15 protein-coding genes are annotated in these 13356 nt (G+C 62.5%); all 15 read right to left on the bottom strand.

What is annotated here, in order from left to right:
* Nucleotides 1–71 precede the first annotated feature (71 nt).
* Nucleotides 72–338 carry a flagellar biosynthesis protein FliQ gene (gene fliQ, locus AC6CIG_RS08355; protein ID WP_018094245.1) on the bottom strand — a complete coding sequence of 89 codons (267 nt, stop codon included), beginning with the start codon at nt 336–338 and terminating at the stop codon, nt 72–74.
* Between the two features lie 6 nt (nt 339–344).
* Nucleotides 345–761 (bottom strand): flagellar hook assembly protein FlgD, encoded by a 417-nt coding sequence (flgD, locus tag AC6CIG_RS08350; RefSeq protein ID WP_018094244.1) that lies wholly within the window; start codon nt 759–761, stop codon nt 345–347.
* Nucleotides 752–1201, bottom strand: a complete 450-nt coding sequence (gene flbT, locus AC6CIG_RS08345) for a flagellar biosynthesis repressor FlbT (RefSeq protein ID WP_003529861.1) — start codon at nt 1199–1201, stop codon at nt 752–754. Before flbT ends, flgD begins: the two co-directional genes overlap by 10 nt.
* Complete coding sequence (gene flaF, locus AC6CIG_RS08340) at nt 1198–1545, bottom strand: flagellar biosynthesis regulator FlaF (protein ID WP_003529863.1); 348 nt, start codon at nt 1543–1545, stop codon at nt 1198–1200. Before flaF ends, flbT begins: the two co-directional genes overlap by 4 nt.
* A gap of 37 nt (nt 1546–1582) precedes the next feature.
* Nucleotides 1583–2626 carry a flagellar hook-associated family protein gene (locus AC6CIG_RS08335; RefSeq protein ID WP_437409439.1) on the bottom strand — a complete coding sequence of 348 codons (1044 nt, stop codon included), beginning with the start codon at nt 2624–2626 and terminating at the stop codon, nt 1583–1585.
* 2 nt (nt 2627–2628) lie between these two features.
* Entirely contained in the window at nt 2629–4047 is a 1419-nt protein-coding gene (gene flgK / locus AC6CIG_RS08330) for a flagellar hook-associated protein FlgK (RefSeq protein ID WP_437409438.1), read from the bottom strand.
* An 84-nt stretch (nt 4048–4131) separates the two neighbouring features.
* Nucleotides 4132–5340, bottom strand: coding sequence for a flagellar hook protein FlgE (locus AC6CIG_RS08325; RefSeq protein ID WP_437409437.1), 1209 nt, complete (start codon nt 5338–5340; stop codon nt 4132–4134).
* A gap of 91 nt (nt 5341–5431) precedes the next feature.
* Nucleotides 5432–6103 (bottom strand): transcriptional activator Rem, encoded by a 672-nt coding sequence (rem, locus tag AC6CIG_RS08320; protein ID WP_018094240.1) that lies wholly within the window; start codon nt 6101–6103, stop codon nt 5432–5434.
* Nucleotides 6104–6374: 271 nt separating this feature from the next.
* The gene (locus AC6CIG_RS08315) at nt 6375–6938 is read right to left on the bottom strand and encodes a transglycosylase SLT domain-containing protein (RefSeq protein ID WP_033047239.1); all 564 of its coding nucleotides are present in this window, start codon (nt 6936–6938) and stop codon (nt 6375–6377) included.
* Nucleotides 6877–8316: a flagellar hook-length control protein FliK gene (locus tag AC6CIG_RS08310; protein WP_437409436.1), complete on the bottom strand. Its 1440-nt coding sequence runs from the start codon at nt 8314–8316 to the stop codon at nt 6877–6879. Before AC6CIG_RS08310 ends, AC6CIG_RS08315 begins: the two co-directional genes overlap by 62 nt.
* Nucleotides 8313–9632, bottom strand: coding sequence for a chemotaxis protein MotC (gene motC / locus AC6CIG_RS08305; protein WP_437409435.1), 1320 nt, complete (start codon nt 9630–9632; stop codon nt 8313–8315). The genes AC6CIG_RS08310 and motC overlap by 4 nt, the downstream gene beginning before the upstream one ends.
* 3 nt (nt 9633–9635) lie before the next feature.
* Nucleotides 9636–10814, bottom strand: a complete 1179-nt coding sequence (locus tag AC6CIG_RS08300; RefSeq protein ID WP_437409434.1) for a flagellar motor protein MotB — start codon at nt 10812–10814, stop codon at nt 9636–9638.
* Nucleotides 10811–11458 carry a hypothetical protein gene (locus AC6CIG_RS08295; RefSeq protein ID WP_437409433.1) on the bottom strand — a complete coding sequence of 216 codons (648 nt, stop codon included), beginning with the start codon at nt 11456–11458 and terminating at the stop codon, nt 10811–10813. Before AC6CIG_RS08295 ends, AC6CIG_RS08300 begins: the two co-directional genes overlap by 4 nt.
* Nucleotides 11459–11811: 353 nt before the next feature.
* Entirely contained in the window at nt 11812–12777 is a 966-nt protein-coding gene (locus tag AC6CIG_RS08290; protein ID WP_437409432.1) for a flagellin N-terminal helical domain-containing protein, read from the bottom strand.
* Nucleotides 12778–13071: 294 nt separating this feature from the next.
* On the bottom strand, nt 13072–13356 hold a 285-nt coding region (locus AC6CIG_RS08285), incomplete at its 5' end, for a flagellin (protein WP_498322616.1).

Here is a 13356-nt window from a genome sequence, read left to right as displayed (position 1 = left end):
AGCTTGCGCGAAGGTGGTATGCGGGGGAAATGCCCGGCAGGGCAGAGCGGGGTATTTCGCCGCTCACCGAGCTAAAACCCGCTCTGTATTCGCGAGAACACGATATCTGTGAAGATCGAAATCTGCGCGCCGACGAAGGGCGCGGAGATGGCGGCGGTGACCATCACCGCGAGGATCTTCGGCACGAATGTCAGCGTCATCTCCTGAACCTGGGTCAGGGCCTGGAGGAAGGCGATGCCGACGCCGACCACCATTGCGGCGAGAACGGCAGGGCCCGAGGCCACGATCACTGTCCAGATCGCCGCCTGTACGATGTCGAGGGCATCTGCCTCATTCATGGGAACTCACTTCATTATGACGCCCGGACCGATAACGAGCTCCTTGCCCGTATCGAGCACCGCGATGATTCCATCGGAGTATAGTTTCACCTCCTTGACGACGCCAGTGGTCTTGCCGTCCGCGCTGGTGACCGTCCTGCCGATCACCGCGTCCGCTTCGCTGAGCGCGGTGCGCTGCAGCAGGCTTTCGAGGTTCTTGTTGGTCTTGATCGTCTGCTCCACCTGCGAGAAGGTCGCAAGCTGCGCGATCTGCTGGGTCGCGTCCATCGGCTGCGTCGGATCCTGGTTCTTCATCTGCGCCACGAGCAGCTTGAGGAAGCTCTCGTAGTTGAGCGTCGCCGCGCTGGCGTCGCCCGCCGATTCCGTGGCCGAAACCGTTGGCGTGTAGCTGTTGGACGTGTTGTTGACGCCGCTCACCGCCATGGCGCAATCTCCTTGCGTATCTGTTCGACCGTCGCAGGCGTCAGTTCCTGCGCGTTGAGGATCTGGTCCTCGATCGGATAAAGCCCCCGGATCGCCTTCAGCGCCTCGAAGGCCCGACCCTGCGTGACCAGCCCGTCGATTCGCTTCAACTCGGCCAGCACCTCGTCGTGCTTGAAGCAGTTGAGCAGCATGACGATCGACTTGCGGAACATCGCGGTCGACTGGTCCGCGCCTTCCGGATTGATCAGGATCATCTGGGCGATGAAATAGAGCTGCCGCAGCGGTGTCGTCGCGTCTTCGGGCTGCAGGACGTGGTTTTCCAGGAGGAAGGTCACGTCGTTCAGGAATTCGATCGCGACCTTGCGGTCAACGCGCAGCACTGCGCCGTTTACAAAGATCCTTTCGCCCGATTTCAGCGAAATACGCAGTGTGCTCTTCATTTCAGTCCATCCCTGATGATGGTGGTTATGTCGATTATGCCCTGGAAATTGGAAGACTCGCGTTTGCGGATCTTCTCCGTCTCGTTCAGAATCCAGATTCCGATCGAAATGAGGTTGGCGCGCAGCTCTTCGTTGAGCTGATTGTCCGGCGCGCGCAGATCTTCGATGAAACGGATCCAGAGACGCCGGGTGAAGTAGACCGCTTCGATGGCCTCCCGGGTGTATCCGTCCTTTTCCTTCGCCGCCTGCAAGAGCGCGATGGAACGATCGAGAACCTGCTTCTCCCGATCCTTGGAAACGGCTACGCCTTCCTCCATGATCTCGGCGTATGCAAACTGATACATTCAGACATCCCTCATGCTTGTCCGCATCCTCTAGTCATTAGAGGAAGTCTATCAAACTCAACCGCTGGATCCGCGCCGTCAGTGTGTAGGAGGTCTCTACCTGCGTCAGCAGCGTGTTCATCCGCGTCGAAGCCGCGTAGGTGTCGACGCCTTCGAGATCGGTGATATGTGTGTTGATCAGCTTGATCTGGGCCTGGAGGGAGGTATTCGCCTTTTTCACGCGCGCTTCGGAAATACCGAGAGTGCTGCGCTCCGCCGTGATCTTCGTATTGGCCTGCTCGACATAGCCCAGCGCGGTCTCACCGATATAGGCCCGGACTTCGGAGCTGACATTTGCGTCCATCAGTTCCAGGGCGATGACGCTTGCGAGAGCGAATTTCCGGAAGCCTTCCGTCGTCGCATTCGTGGAGCTCTGCACCACTTCCGTCGTGCTGATGCGGCTCGTCATGTTCTGGCTCGAGGCCTTGGACCAATCCGTGGCCCATTGCGCATCGCTTGCATAAAGCGGCTCGAGCGTGTTGGTGATGAAGTCCTCCATCTCGGCCTTCGTGAAATCGCTCATGGAGGCAATGCCGTTCGCCGACATGTAGGTGGCGAGCGCGGTGTCGAAGGTCGACTTCGCCGCAGCGCCATAATCCTCGAAGGGCCTCACGTCGGTGTTGATGCCGGCAAAGAGAAATTCGCCGTTGAAGGACAGGTTCGCCGCCGAAGAGAAGGCCGACATAGCGCTCTGTATTTCGGTCTTCTGGATCGCGAGCTGATCGGCGGCATCATTGCCCTTGAAGGTGACGAGGGTGTTGCGCACCTGCTGCGCCGCTTCGGCCATCGTGGCGAGAGCGGATTGCGAAGCGGCAAGCCGCTGCGTGACGACGGAATTGGTATCGACGAGCGTATCGAGTCGCGCCAGCTCGCGCTGCAGGCTTACCGAGCGCGCCGCCGAGGAACCGAGCGCCAGCCCCACATCCGCGTGGCGCCCGGTCGTCACCTCGGTCTGCAGCTTCAGAAGTTCCGCCTGCCCCTGTTGGATGGTCAGCCGCATGGCGTTCTGAACGGCCAGGTTCGAAACGAAGGACGTCTTCATGATTACCTCACGGCTTCGAGAAGCGACGCCATCATGGCGTCGACGGTGCTGATCAACTTGGCCGAGGCCTTGTAGGACTGTTCCAGGTCGAGAAGCAGCGACAGTTCCTCGTCGATGCTCACCCCGGTCACGCTGCCGAGCGCCTCCTGCGTGCGCGCCAGCAGCGCCGCTTTGTTGTCATCGGCCCTGGAGGCGCCGCTGCGTATCTGCTCGAACCAGCCGACGGAAGACGCGGCGAATTCCATGATCGAGCTCGTGGCGTCGAGCCCGGTCGCGCCGTCGAACGCCATGTCGCCGTCCAGAGCGGTGATGAGTCCGTCGAGCAGGTCCGTAAAACCGGCATTGCCATCCGGGTTCGAAACGACGCCGTTGAAGCCGCCGTCGCGCAGAAGGAAGGGGTTGGCCTTCGCTGCGGGATTGACCGAAAGGCTCGCGGCGATTCCCGGCTGGACGGCGCCCGCAACCGGTACGGTTCCGCCCGACCAGGTGAAGAGCCCGGGCAAGCCGCCTTCCCGGAAGAGGGTGACGAGGCCGCGCGCCATCTCGTCGAGCTGCGACTGAAACTTCGGAGCGATGTCGTCGCGCAGCTGAAGCAGGCCCGCGAGCTTGCCCTGGGCACTGGTATCGGCACCGCTGCCGGCAGCGAGCGGCACGCCGTCGATGAATATGCCGTTGCCGGTGACGGTAGCATCGTAAGCACTCTTCGGCGCAAACGTGACCTCTCTCGGAAGCGTCTCGAAGAGAACGGTGCCGCCCGAGGTGTAGATGACGGTATCGTTGTTCGCCCGCGTGACGGTGGAAATGCCGACAAGCTCCGATATCTGCTTCAGGGTCTTGTCGCGATCGTCGAGCGCAGCGGTCGCGTCCGTGCCTGCGGCCGTCGCCTGCTTGACGGCGTTGTTCGCCGTCTCGAACTGCGCGAGAAGGCGGTTCAGATTGGCCACCTCCTCGGCGATTTTCTTGTCCGAGTCGAGACGAAGGTCGTGAACGGCGGCCGACGTCTTGCTGATCGAGTTGGCAAGGTCCGATGCATCCGACACCACCGTGGCGGCGATCGTCGCATTGCCAGGCGTCGACGCGAAAGTCTGCAGGCTGTTGCGGAAGGCCGAGAGATAGGTGGAGGGCGACGACTCGTAATCGTTGCCGCCGAGCGCCGATTTCATGATCTCCAGCCCGGACAGGAGACTGCCCTGCGCGGAGGACTGCGAGATGCCGATCAGGTTCTGCTTGAGGAGCGCCTCGTTCTGCGCCCGATAGATCGAAACGATCTGGGCGCCGCCCGGGGTGGTCCCGAGCATCGCCATCCGGCGCGAGTAGTCCGCATTGCCGGAATTGGCAATGTTCTTCGAGACCGTGGCGGTTTGTTGCGCCGTGGTGCTGAACGCGGATTGCGCGATGGCGATTGCAGAAGACAGCGACATGCCGGGGACCGTTTTCTCAGTGCACTCCCGGGAAGAGCCCGTAATGGGCCTTACGTCCGGAAGTGCGTAGGTTCGAAGTTGGAATTACCGCTTCAGATTGACGAGAACTTCGAGCAGTTCCGAACCGGTCTGGAAGACCTTGGAGTTTGCCGTGTAGTTGCGCTGCGACTCGATCATCGCCGTCAGTTCCTCGGCGATATCGACATTCGAGCTTTCGAGCGCGCCGGAGAGGATCTCGCCGAAATCGCCCGAGCCGGCGAAACCGGTGACGATGACGCCGGAGTCGACGCCCTGCGAATAGACGTTACCGGATTCCGGCCTCAGCTTGTCCGGGCTCTGGACATTGGCGAGCGCGATGCGATAGCGCGGATCGAGCTTGCCGTTCTCGTATTTGACATAGACGATGCCGTCGGAGTCGATCTGGTAGCCGGCAACCTTGCTCGGCGCGTTGCCGTCGATGTCGCCGCCGTCGGCGTTGAAGGCGTAGCCGAGCTGCGTCGTCTTCGTCAGATCGATAGTGAGGGCCGAGAGGTTCGCCCCGGTGCCGGGAAGAGCCGCCATCGCCGATGTCGTCAATGTGGCAGGGGTCGCGGTAAGGGATCCGTCCGGGTTGAAATTCAGCGTCTGTGTGCCGAGGACCGTTGACGACGTCCGGTCGACGACCTCGACGGACCAAGCATTCGCCCCGGTTTTCTCGTAATTGAAATCCAGAATGCGGGTATTGCCCTGGCTGTCATAGACGACGAGCGAAGTGGTGGAAACATCGCCCACCGCCGCGCCCGAGGGCAGGTTCGCGCCCATGGAACCCTTGGTCGAACCGGTCGCGATGAGCCCGTCCGAAGCGAGATTGACCCTGGTCAGGCCATCGAATCCGTTGACGACGACGGTCGGGTCGACGCCGGCCTCGTATTCGTAGCCCATCAGCGTGAAGCCGGCGGCATTGACCAGATTGCCTTGGCTGTCCGGAACGAAGGAGCCGGCGCGGGTCAGATATTCCTGGCCGTTGGCGCCTTCGACGATGAAGAAGCCGCCGCCGTCGATCGCCAGGTCGCTGGCCGAGGTGGTGAAGGTCGTCGCGCCCTGCTGCGAGATGCTGTAGCGCACCTCCGTCCGTACGCCGCCTGAATTATAGGATCCGTTGCCCGACGGCAGGATCATCGATGAGAATTCCGTCGATGCGCGCTTGTAGCCGGTGGTGTTGGCATTCGCGATGTTCTCGGCGACTGTGCTGAGCCGGTTGGACTGGGCGTTCATGCCGGACACGCCCGTTCTCATGGTACCGTAGAGACTCATATCGGATCCTCATTTCCTTGTTGCGGCGACACTAGAGACCGGGCCTTGCGTGAACCTGTCTTGAGCTGTTCTCGCCCTGCCGTTTCTGCGCTCAATTCCAGTCGATGCAGTAGCCAAGGAAACGCTTCGAATCGATCGGGTCGAAGCCGAGCTTCTTGCGCAGTTTCTTGCGCAGCTTGCTGATGTGGCTTTCGACGACATTCTCTTCGACGTCCTCGTCGAAGATGCCGTAAATCGCGTTGAATATCTGCGACTTGGATACCCGGCGCCCGCGGTTGGCGACGAGATATTCGAGAATGCGCCGTTCGCGACGGGGAAGCGCGAAGACTTCGCCATTGATCTCCGGATCGCGCCCGTCGGCGAAAACGCGGATGGGACCGATATCCGTGAAGTTGGCGATGGCCGTCAAGCGCCGGCGGATCGCTGCGACGCGTGCGAGGATTTCCCTCGGATGCACCGGCTTGCGGACCACGTCGTCGACGCCGCAGTCGAAGAGCGCAAGCGTGTTTTCCAGCGACGGCGTGTCGCTCATGGCGATGACCGGCGCACGGGAACGATCACGGATCACGCGCGGCAGGGTCAATGTGCTCTCCCCCTGCCCGATCAGGAAGGCTTCGACAGCGTCGATATCGGAATCGGCGGCGGAGCTTACCCACTCGCCGAACTCCCTCGGATCGAAGCCCGTCGAGGGAATGCCCTCGCGGCCGAACAGGGACGCGTAGCCGTCCTTCACAAGAGCTCTATCATCAACCACCACGATCATTCGCCCGCCTCCGAATCAGTATGGATGCCACATTGAGACAGAGGTACGAATCCCGGGAGTCGCGAACAACTAGAGGAAGTTAATGGGGGATTTTAATAGTTGATTAAGAATTCCGTGCCGATTTGGCCTATATCTAGTAGGTGATCGTTAACCTTACCACTAACATGATGTTGAAAAGTTAACGCGATATGCTGAAATCGCTTGCGATCACAATCTGTCCGCATTGTCGCCACAATGAGGCGGCGGTTGCGGCAATGCAATCGTAAGTCGGTTATCGGCAAAACTGCTGCGCGTTCGGGGTCCACTTGCCATAGCCGGTCGCGACCAGGTTTGCGATGACGCGGCAGACGTATTTTTTCTGCGCCGGGTCGTTGTTGGGACCGGCGTGATAGCGAGCGACCGCCATCGTCCAACTCTCGTGCCGGGCGCGCAGATTGGACAGGAAGCGGGCGGCATATTCGACATTCCTGCGCGGATCGAGCATCTCCTCGGGAGAGCTGAAATGCTCGCCGTGAAAGTGGTAGTTGATCTGCATGCAGCCGAGATCGATGAGCTTGGCGCCCTCGGCACGCGCCGCGCCGAAACGTGTGAGAACATCCTGGACGCTTGCCCCGAAATAGGCTTTGCCTTCGATGTTCATCGCATAGGGCTGCAGGGACCCTTTGCGGCCCGTCTCGGTCAATCCGACGGAATATAAGATCCCGGTCGGGACGCCGTATTTGGAGGCCGCGGACGCGATCTCGCGCTCGCACACGCCTGCGCTCGCAAGGGCGCTACATGTAGACGTGGCCAGAGCGAGAACGCTCGGCACCGTCAACCATATCGTCCGTAGCATCATTGCCCGCCCACCTTTCCGCCGCCGCCCGGCCGCCATCCCGCGGCTGACGCCCCTGTCCATCATCACCTGCCCGCTCACGGCCCTCGTAGCCGAGCTGTGACTGAGCCTGAGACTGGGACTGGGACTGGCCACCGCCGCCATTTGCGGAATCTCCTCCGCCGTTGAAGACGATGTTCACCTGGTCGACCGCAAATCCTTGCGCCCGCAGGGCCTTCACCAATTCGCTCTGGTCGTCGCTGAGCTGGCGGAAGGCCTCACCGGTTTCGACCTTCAGATCGACCTGAAGCTCGTCGTCCTTCAGTCTCAGCGTCGCCGTCACCATGCCGAGGTCGACCGGGTGCATCTGGATCTTCAGCGTATTGAGCGTCTTGCCGGCCTGACTCCAGGCTTCGGGCTTCGTCGTCGCGGCGCTCGATTGCAATGCCTCGGCCCATCCGCTATCGCCGGCGATCGCGCTCGTCACCGACGCAGCGTTCTCGTTGAGCGCAAGGCCGAGATAGCGGCGCGCCTCCAGAACGGTCACGGTCTCCACTCCGGATTTGACCGACGATCGGCTGTTCTCCACGGCTGCCCGCTCGCCATCCCGCGAAATGCTCATGGAAACGGCCTGCCCCTTGCCGTCGGCACGGGCGAAGCGGAAAAGCCGATCCGGCTCGCTGTCGCCGTTCATCTCCCCGATCTGCGGATGCTCGCCGTCCGCCGCTTCCGGCGATATGCCGCCCACAGTCTTTGCCAGACCGTCGGAGCCTTCGCGAACCGCCGAGGCGGGCTTTGGCCTGCCTTCCGGATGCGAAGCCGCGGCCGCCGCCGGTGCGGCGCCGGCGAGCATCGACAGGAGATCGGAGACGGTTCCGCTGGCAGGGTCGCCGTTCTCCCCGCCTTCCCTCGCCATTACGACCGACGCTTCATCAACGGTCTCGCGCGAGGTCTGCACCGATCCACGCGAGCGGATCACCGCCCGCTCCGCCGGTTGGTCGATTTCCTCTTGGCCACCTTCACGTTCCCGCGACAGATGCGGCGTGCCGGCAGGGTGGCCGTGCTGCGATGATTTCGGCGCCTGACCCGATGTCACGATCGCGCGCTCGGAGGCGGGCCGAGCGTCGGGCGCCGCAGCATCCGCCATGAATGCCGGATCATCCGCGCCAAAGCCGTCGACCTTCGTCACAGCCGAGGCGTTGCCGCCGTTCGCGACGGGGTCCCGTCGCGCGTCATCGGCAGATGCCTGGCCGCCTTGCCCCTGCGTCCTGCGGCGGCCTGCATCGGCGATCGCCTCGCCAAAGGCCCCCGGTTCGGCCTCTGGCTGACCCCGAACACTCAGCGACTGTGCCGGCCTGTTGGCGGCGGGCGCGCGCAAACTCTCGTCAAGAGGCCTCATTGTCCTTCCCTCTTCAGCAGCGCATCGATCTCGTCGATCTTCGAACGACCGCTGGCTAGAAAGCCTTCGAGCACCGGATCGCCTGGAGCGGCGATATCGGCTTCGGCCGTCCCGGCCTCGGCCGGCATCTCGGTTGGCCTGTCGGACGACCCCTCGAAAGGCTGCCCGAAGGGACTCATGCCGCTTCCGCTTTCCTCCGCAACCAGCTCGCTTTGCTCCCCGGCCGGTCTTTCCGCTATAGGCCCGGGTGCTTGCGCCGGGCTTTCTCCCAATGGTGGCCGGACCACCGCATCGGCAACGGCCTTGGCCGCCTCGCGCAGGGCGCGGTCGCGCGGGGAAAGCTTTTCGTCGGGGATCGCTTCGAGGGCTTCGGCGGCCGAAAAGACATCGGCGGAAGGCACGGCAGCCAGCCCCTCGTAGAAACTCGCAAGCACCTGCGATCGGGAACTGTCATCCCCTGCCAGTTCCTCGGCGCGCCTGGAGGCCAGCCGCGCCAGGGCCTGGTTGCCGGCAATCGCGGCGCGGCGCGCCACCCGCAGATAGACCTCGCGCTGGCGCGCGCTGTCCATGAAGGAGAGTATCTCCGAGACGCGCCCATCGGCCGCCTCGTCGAAATGGGCGACCGCCAGCTCGACGAAGACATCGGCAAACTGGCTCGCATAGGGTGAGGTCAGGTAGCGCCGCGCGTAGTTCAGCGCATAGCGAAAGCCCTTCTCCGGAAGGCCGGCCCGCGCCGCCAGCGAGACCGAACGGCGAAGGGCAGCCTCCTCGATGATGGTGCCCGGTGCCGTCAGGCGCGCCCAATCGTAATGTTTCATCGCCTCGACCGGATCCTGCTGCGACATGGCGTTGCCAAGGATCAGGAACAGATACGGACCGATGCGTGAATTCTTGTATTCCGGGGCGGCCTTGGTGAGATTCTCGACGATCAGAGGGCCCTTGCCGTTCAGATAGTGCCTGAGCGCCTCGGTCACCCGCGAGTCGAAATTGCCCTCGATGTCGCGGTCGGCCAGAAGGTCGAGCGTCGCCGGATTGCCGCCGCTCATGACATAGACGAGAGCTGCGTCGACATTGCGCGGATCGCGAAACGCCGAAGGATCGGCGGCCCTCAGCCGCTCGTCGATCGCGCCGAGCATGAAGCGTTGCATCTCGATCGCCGAATGGTCGCCGAGCACCACCGAATCCTGCACATATTGCAGCGACCTTATCATCTTGTAAGGCGTGAGCTCCTCCTTCCCGCTCGCGCGGGCAGGGCCAAGCGCGAGGGGAGCGGCAAGGGCCGATGCCGCAAGAATGGTGCAGAGCCGCTTCAGCATTTCTCAGCCCTGGCCCGACTGCAGCAGGATTTCGATCCGCCGGTTCGCAGGCGCATAGGGATCGTTCGGCACCTGGAGCCGGCGGTCGGCAAAGCCGCTGATCTGCTTCACGCGCTCCTCCTTCAGGCCGCCGCGCACCAGCATGTAATAGGCGCTCTGGGCACGTGCCGCCGAAAGGCGCCAATTATCGTAGGTGCCATCCTTGAACGGCCGCCCGTCGGTATGGCCGCGAACGGCCACAGCGCCCGGGCGCTCGGCAAGCAGCCTGCCGATCTTTTCCATCGCGAGCACCAGTTCCTTTTGCGGCACGGCGGACCCGACCGCGAACATCGGCGTATCCGTCTGCTCGCTGATCGTCACCAGCAGGCCGCCCTCGGCCGGGGTTACGGCGAGGCTTTCGAGAAGCCGCCCGGCATCGCCCCCGAGTTCCTTTTCGATTTCGGCCTTCAGGGCTTCGGCTTCCTTCTGCGGATTTTCAGCCGGGGCTTGGTTCTCGGGTGCATCCGCGGCCTTTGCACCCTCCGCGCTGTCCGGCGCTTTCGGCCCGGAAGCGGTTTCGCGGGCGCTGTGTGCCGCTGAAGCCATGTCGCTTTCGGCCGTGTTGCCGGCGTCCTTCACTTCCACCTGCTTGGTCCAGAAGTCCGGGTCGAAGGGATCGCGATAGGCTTCGCCCCCGGCGGCGCCGGTTGACGGCCCGGACTGGGCCGCCCCGCCGTCGCCCTTGACGCTGATATTCGCCTCGTGGCCCACTTCGCGGGCGATCTCGGACAGGACCGAGTAAGGATTTTCGAAGAAATCGGCATCCGAATATTTGGTCTCTTCGCCCGAGGTCGCCGTCAGCTGATCGCCGGTCTTGGCCGAACCGCCCGACTTGGCCTGTTCGCCGTCGACCTTGGAGCGCTGCTGCGTCTGTTCGCCCTGCGCATCCTTGGCAGGATCCTTGAGGCCCTTTTCCGCCGGCTTCTGATCGGTCAACTGCACCGGATTGAAATAGGCGGCGATCGCCGCCTTGGTCTCCTCGTTCGCGGCGTTGATCAGCCACATGACCAGGAAGAAGGCCATCATCGCGGTCATGAAGTCGGCATAGGCGATCTTCCACCCGCCGCCGTGATGGCCGTCGTGGCTCTCTGCCGAACGCCGGACGATGATGATTTCGTTCTTGCCGTTGCTCTCGTCGTTCATGCCAGAACCTTGCGAACAGTATCGGACCACGCGGCCATTCGCGTCACCAGTATCGCCTCGCCCATTTCGACGGTCAGGTCGACATCATCGCTTTCGACGTGACGGAACGCGGTCGCTTCGGGCAGCAGGGCCTTCAACGCCTCGAAAAGCGCAAGCGGGCCCCGCACCGTGATCGCGATCTCTTCACCGGCAGCGAGGCCGTGCCGGACCATGCCGGCCAGGTTCTCGACCGCGCGCTTGGCGAGCGCCTCGTCCATGACCGGAGCGAGGACGCGCGCCGCCTGGTCGCCGAGCGCGAGCGCCAGCCGATCCGCCATTTCGCCGAAACCGGCGGCGATCCTGGCGGCTGCCTGTTCCTCGAGGCGCTGCTTCAGGGCGTCGATCTCTTCTGCATGGCGCGCCCTGAGATCGGCGATCTCTTTCTGATGTTCGAGAGCGAGTTCGGCACTGGCCTCGGCACGTCCTTTCGCAAAGGCTTCGCTGCGCTCGGCGTCGATATCGATCTCGGGCATGACCGGCTCCGCCCATGCACGGTTCTGCGAAAGGTCGGTGTCGAGATCCGGAAAATATCTCGGCGTTACCCGCGTCAGCTCGATCTTCGGCGGGCTGAAATCCTTGAGATAGCGGGACAGCGACGCGCTCATCGGCACGCCTCCCGGCTCACCTCGGCGAAGGCCGATATTGCCAGCCGCATCTGCGAAGGCTCGCTTGCGGCCCGGAAATCCATAGAGCCCGACACGTCTTGACCGTCTCCTTAGGCCCGTTCGCCCGAATGGCGACGGACCGGCATTCTTGATTCTGCAGCGGTTCGCGGAAGGCGAAGCGCGATGCAAGCGGCAGCCGGAGTGGTTTCCGGCCGGCAATTTCCAACATGACTGCGAAGGAAGGCTATCCGGTCAAACTTGTGCGAAGGTGTTGGACCGCGCCAGGGCAATAGCGCGGTCCAACCATTTTCCCCCGATGCCGATGACCGGCGGCACGGCGGAAAGCGATGTCGTCACTCCTGGAACAGGCGGAGAATGTTCTCGGAGGTGGTGTTCGCGATCGAGAGCGACTGGATGCCGAGCTGCTGCTGCGTCTGCAGCGCCTTCAGCCGTGTCGATTCCTCGTTCATGTCGGCATCGACGAGACGCCCGACGCCCTTGTCGATCACATCCATCAGATTGGCGACGAAGCTTTCCTGCATCTCGATGCGGCTGGTGATGGCGCCAAGCGTGGCGGCGGAGTCGGTCAGCTGGCTGATGAGCTCGTCGACGACGCTGATCATGTCGCCCAATTGCGCACCGGTCGTTGCGTTGTCGATCTCGATCTCGGTCGCGCCCGCGGGAGCTGCACCTGCATCGATGAGATAGTAGTTGCGCGCCGTGCCGGTCGGAGTGGATTGAAGCGCGTCCGCATTCACCGCCTTGGTGAGCATGCCGCGGCTTGGATCGGTGACGTCGATCAGGACGGATTTGGCTGTGTCGTAATTGAGAGTCGAGACCGTAACGCTGCCGTCGGCGCTGCGGTTGAAGGAGGCGACGATGGTCTTTGGGCCGAGGGCCGCAGCCGCATCATTATAGAGCCAGTTCTCGCCGGAAAAGGAAGCGGACTGCGCGGCGGAAGCGAGCTGGTTTTTCAGCTCTTTCAGTTCGGCATTGATCTTGTCCTTGTCGACACCGTCCTCCGTCGCAGCGGTCAGCTTGGCCTTGACCTCGCTCAGCACGTCAATGACGGTATCCATCGCCGAATAGAATGTATCGACTTTGGCGGCGCCCAAACCCAGGGCGTCGTGAACCGCCGAAAGAGCACCATTGTCTGAGCGCATCGTGGTCGCGATCGACCAGTAGGCGGCGTTGTCGGCCGCGGTTTCGACACGGTAGCCGGAGGAAATACGGCCTTGCGTCGTCTCGAGGTTCTGGTTGATGGCGCGCAAGGTCTGCAATGCGGCCATGGCGGCGGGATTGGTCAAGATGCTGGTCATGGGAAACTGCCCTGCTGGGGAGAACGGGAACATCCCGGCAGAGGGCCGGCAACGGACAGTGGGGCGTCATGCGCGCTGCCACATCATTTGCCCTGAGTGACAGACCGCCGTTCTTAATGGATCGTTAACGATCAATGGTTAACGAATGGTTAACGACGGTAAGGGATTATTAAGAGGCGTAAAGGAGTGGTTACGCAGGAGCAACGCGTCGGCCGACATACAGCTGAAAATAACAAAGAACCGCGCCTCTGCCGAAGCGCGGTTCCTGATTTTTAAGTGGACTGCCTAGTCCGATTAACGGAAGAGCGTCAGGATGCTTTCCGATGCGGAGTTGGCGATCGAGAGCGCCTGGATGGCGAGCTGCTGCTGCGTCTGCAGTGCCTTCAGGCGGGTCGATTCCTCGTTCATGTCGGCATCGACGAGGCGGCCGACACCGGAGTCGATGGAGTCGGTCAGCTTGGAGACAAACTCTTCCTGCAATTCGATGCGCATTCCGATCGAACCGAGGTCCGCGGCGGCACTGGTCATTGTTTCGAGAGCTGCATCAACCATCGAGAGCATGCCGGCAAGCTGAGTAGG

Source organism: Sinorhizobium sp. GQ132, assembly GCF_059758575.1.
This window is presented reverse-complemented; position numbering and strand designations above follow the sequence as displayed.

Coding starts and splice junctions, on each gene's coding strand:
- AC6CIG_RS08290 (WP_437409432.1), bottom strand. CDS start 12,777: ATGACCAGCATCTTGACCAATCCCGCCGCCATGGCCGCATTGCAGACC.
- AC6CIG_RS08315 (WP_033047239.1), bottom strand. CDS start 6,938: ATGCTACGGACGATATGGTTGACGGTGCCGAGCGTTCTCGCTCTGGCC.
- AC6CIG_RS08335 (WP_437409439.1), bottom strand. CDS start 2,626: ATGAAGACGTCCTTCGTTTCGAACCTGGCCGTTCAGAACGCCATGCGG.
- flgK (WP_437409438.1), bottom strand. CDS start 4,047: ATGTCGCTGTCTTCTGCAATCGCCATCGCGCAATCCGCGTTCAGCACC.
- motC (WP_437409435.1), bottom strand. CDS start 9,632: ATGCTGAAGCGGCTCTGCACCATTCTTGCGGCATCGGCCCTTGCCGCT.
- rem (WP_018094240.1), bottom strand. CDS start 6,103: ATGATCGTGGTGGTTGATGATAGAGCTCTTGTGAAGGACGGCTACGCG.
- AC6CIG_RS08325 (WP_437409437.1), bottom strand. CDS start 5,340: ATGAGTCTCTACGGTACCATGAGAACGGGCGTGTCCGGCATGAACGCC.
- flaF (WP_003529863.1), bottom strand. CDS start 1,545: ATGTATCAGTTTGCATACGCCGAGATCATGGAGGAAGGCGTAGCCGTT.
- AC6CIG_RS08295 (WP_437409433.1), bottom strand. CDS start 11,458: ATGAGCGCGTCGCTGTCCCGCTATCTCAAGGATTTCAGCCCGCCGAAG.
- flgD (WP_018094244.1), bottom strand. CDS start 761: ATGGCGGTGAGCGGCGTCAACAACACGTCCAACAGCTACACGCCAACG.
- AC6CIG_RS08300 (WP_437409434.1), bottom strand. CDS start 10,814: ATGAACGACGAGAGCAACGGCAAGAACGAAATCATCATCGTCCGGCGT.
- fliQ (WP_018094245.1), bottom strand. CDS start 338: ATGAATGAGGCAGATGCCCTCGACATCGTACAGGCGGCGATCTGGACA.
- AC6CIG_RS08310 (WP_437409436.1), bottom strand. CDS start 8,316: ATGAGGCCTCTTGACGAGAGTTTGCGCGCGCCCGCCGCCAACAGGCCG.
- flbT (WP_003529861.1), bottom strand. CDS start 1,201: ATGAAGAGCACACTGCGTATTTCGCTGAAATCGGGCGAAAGGATCTTT.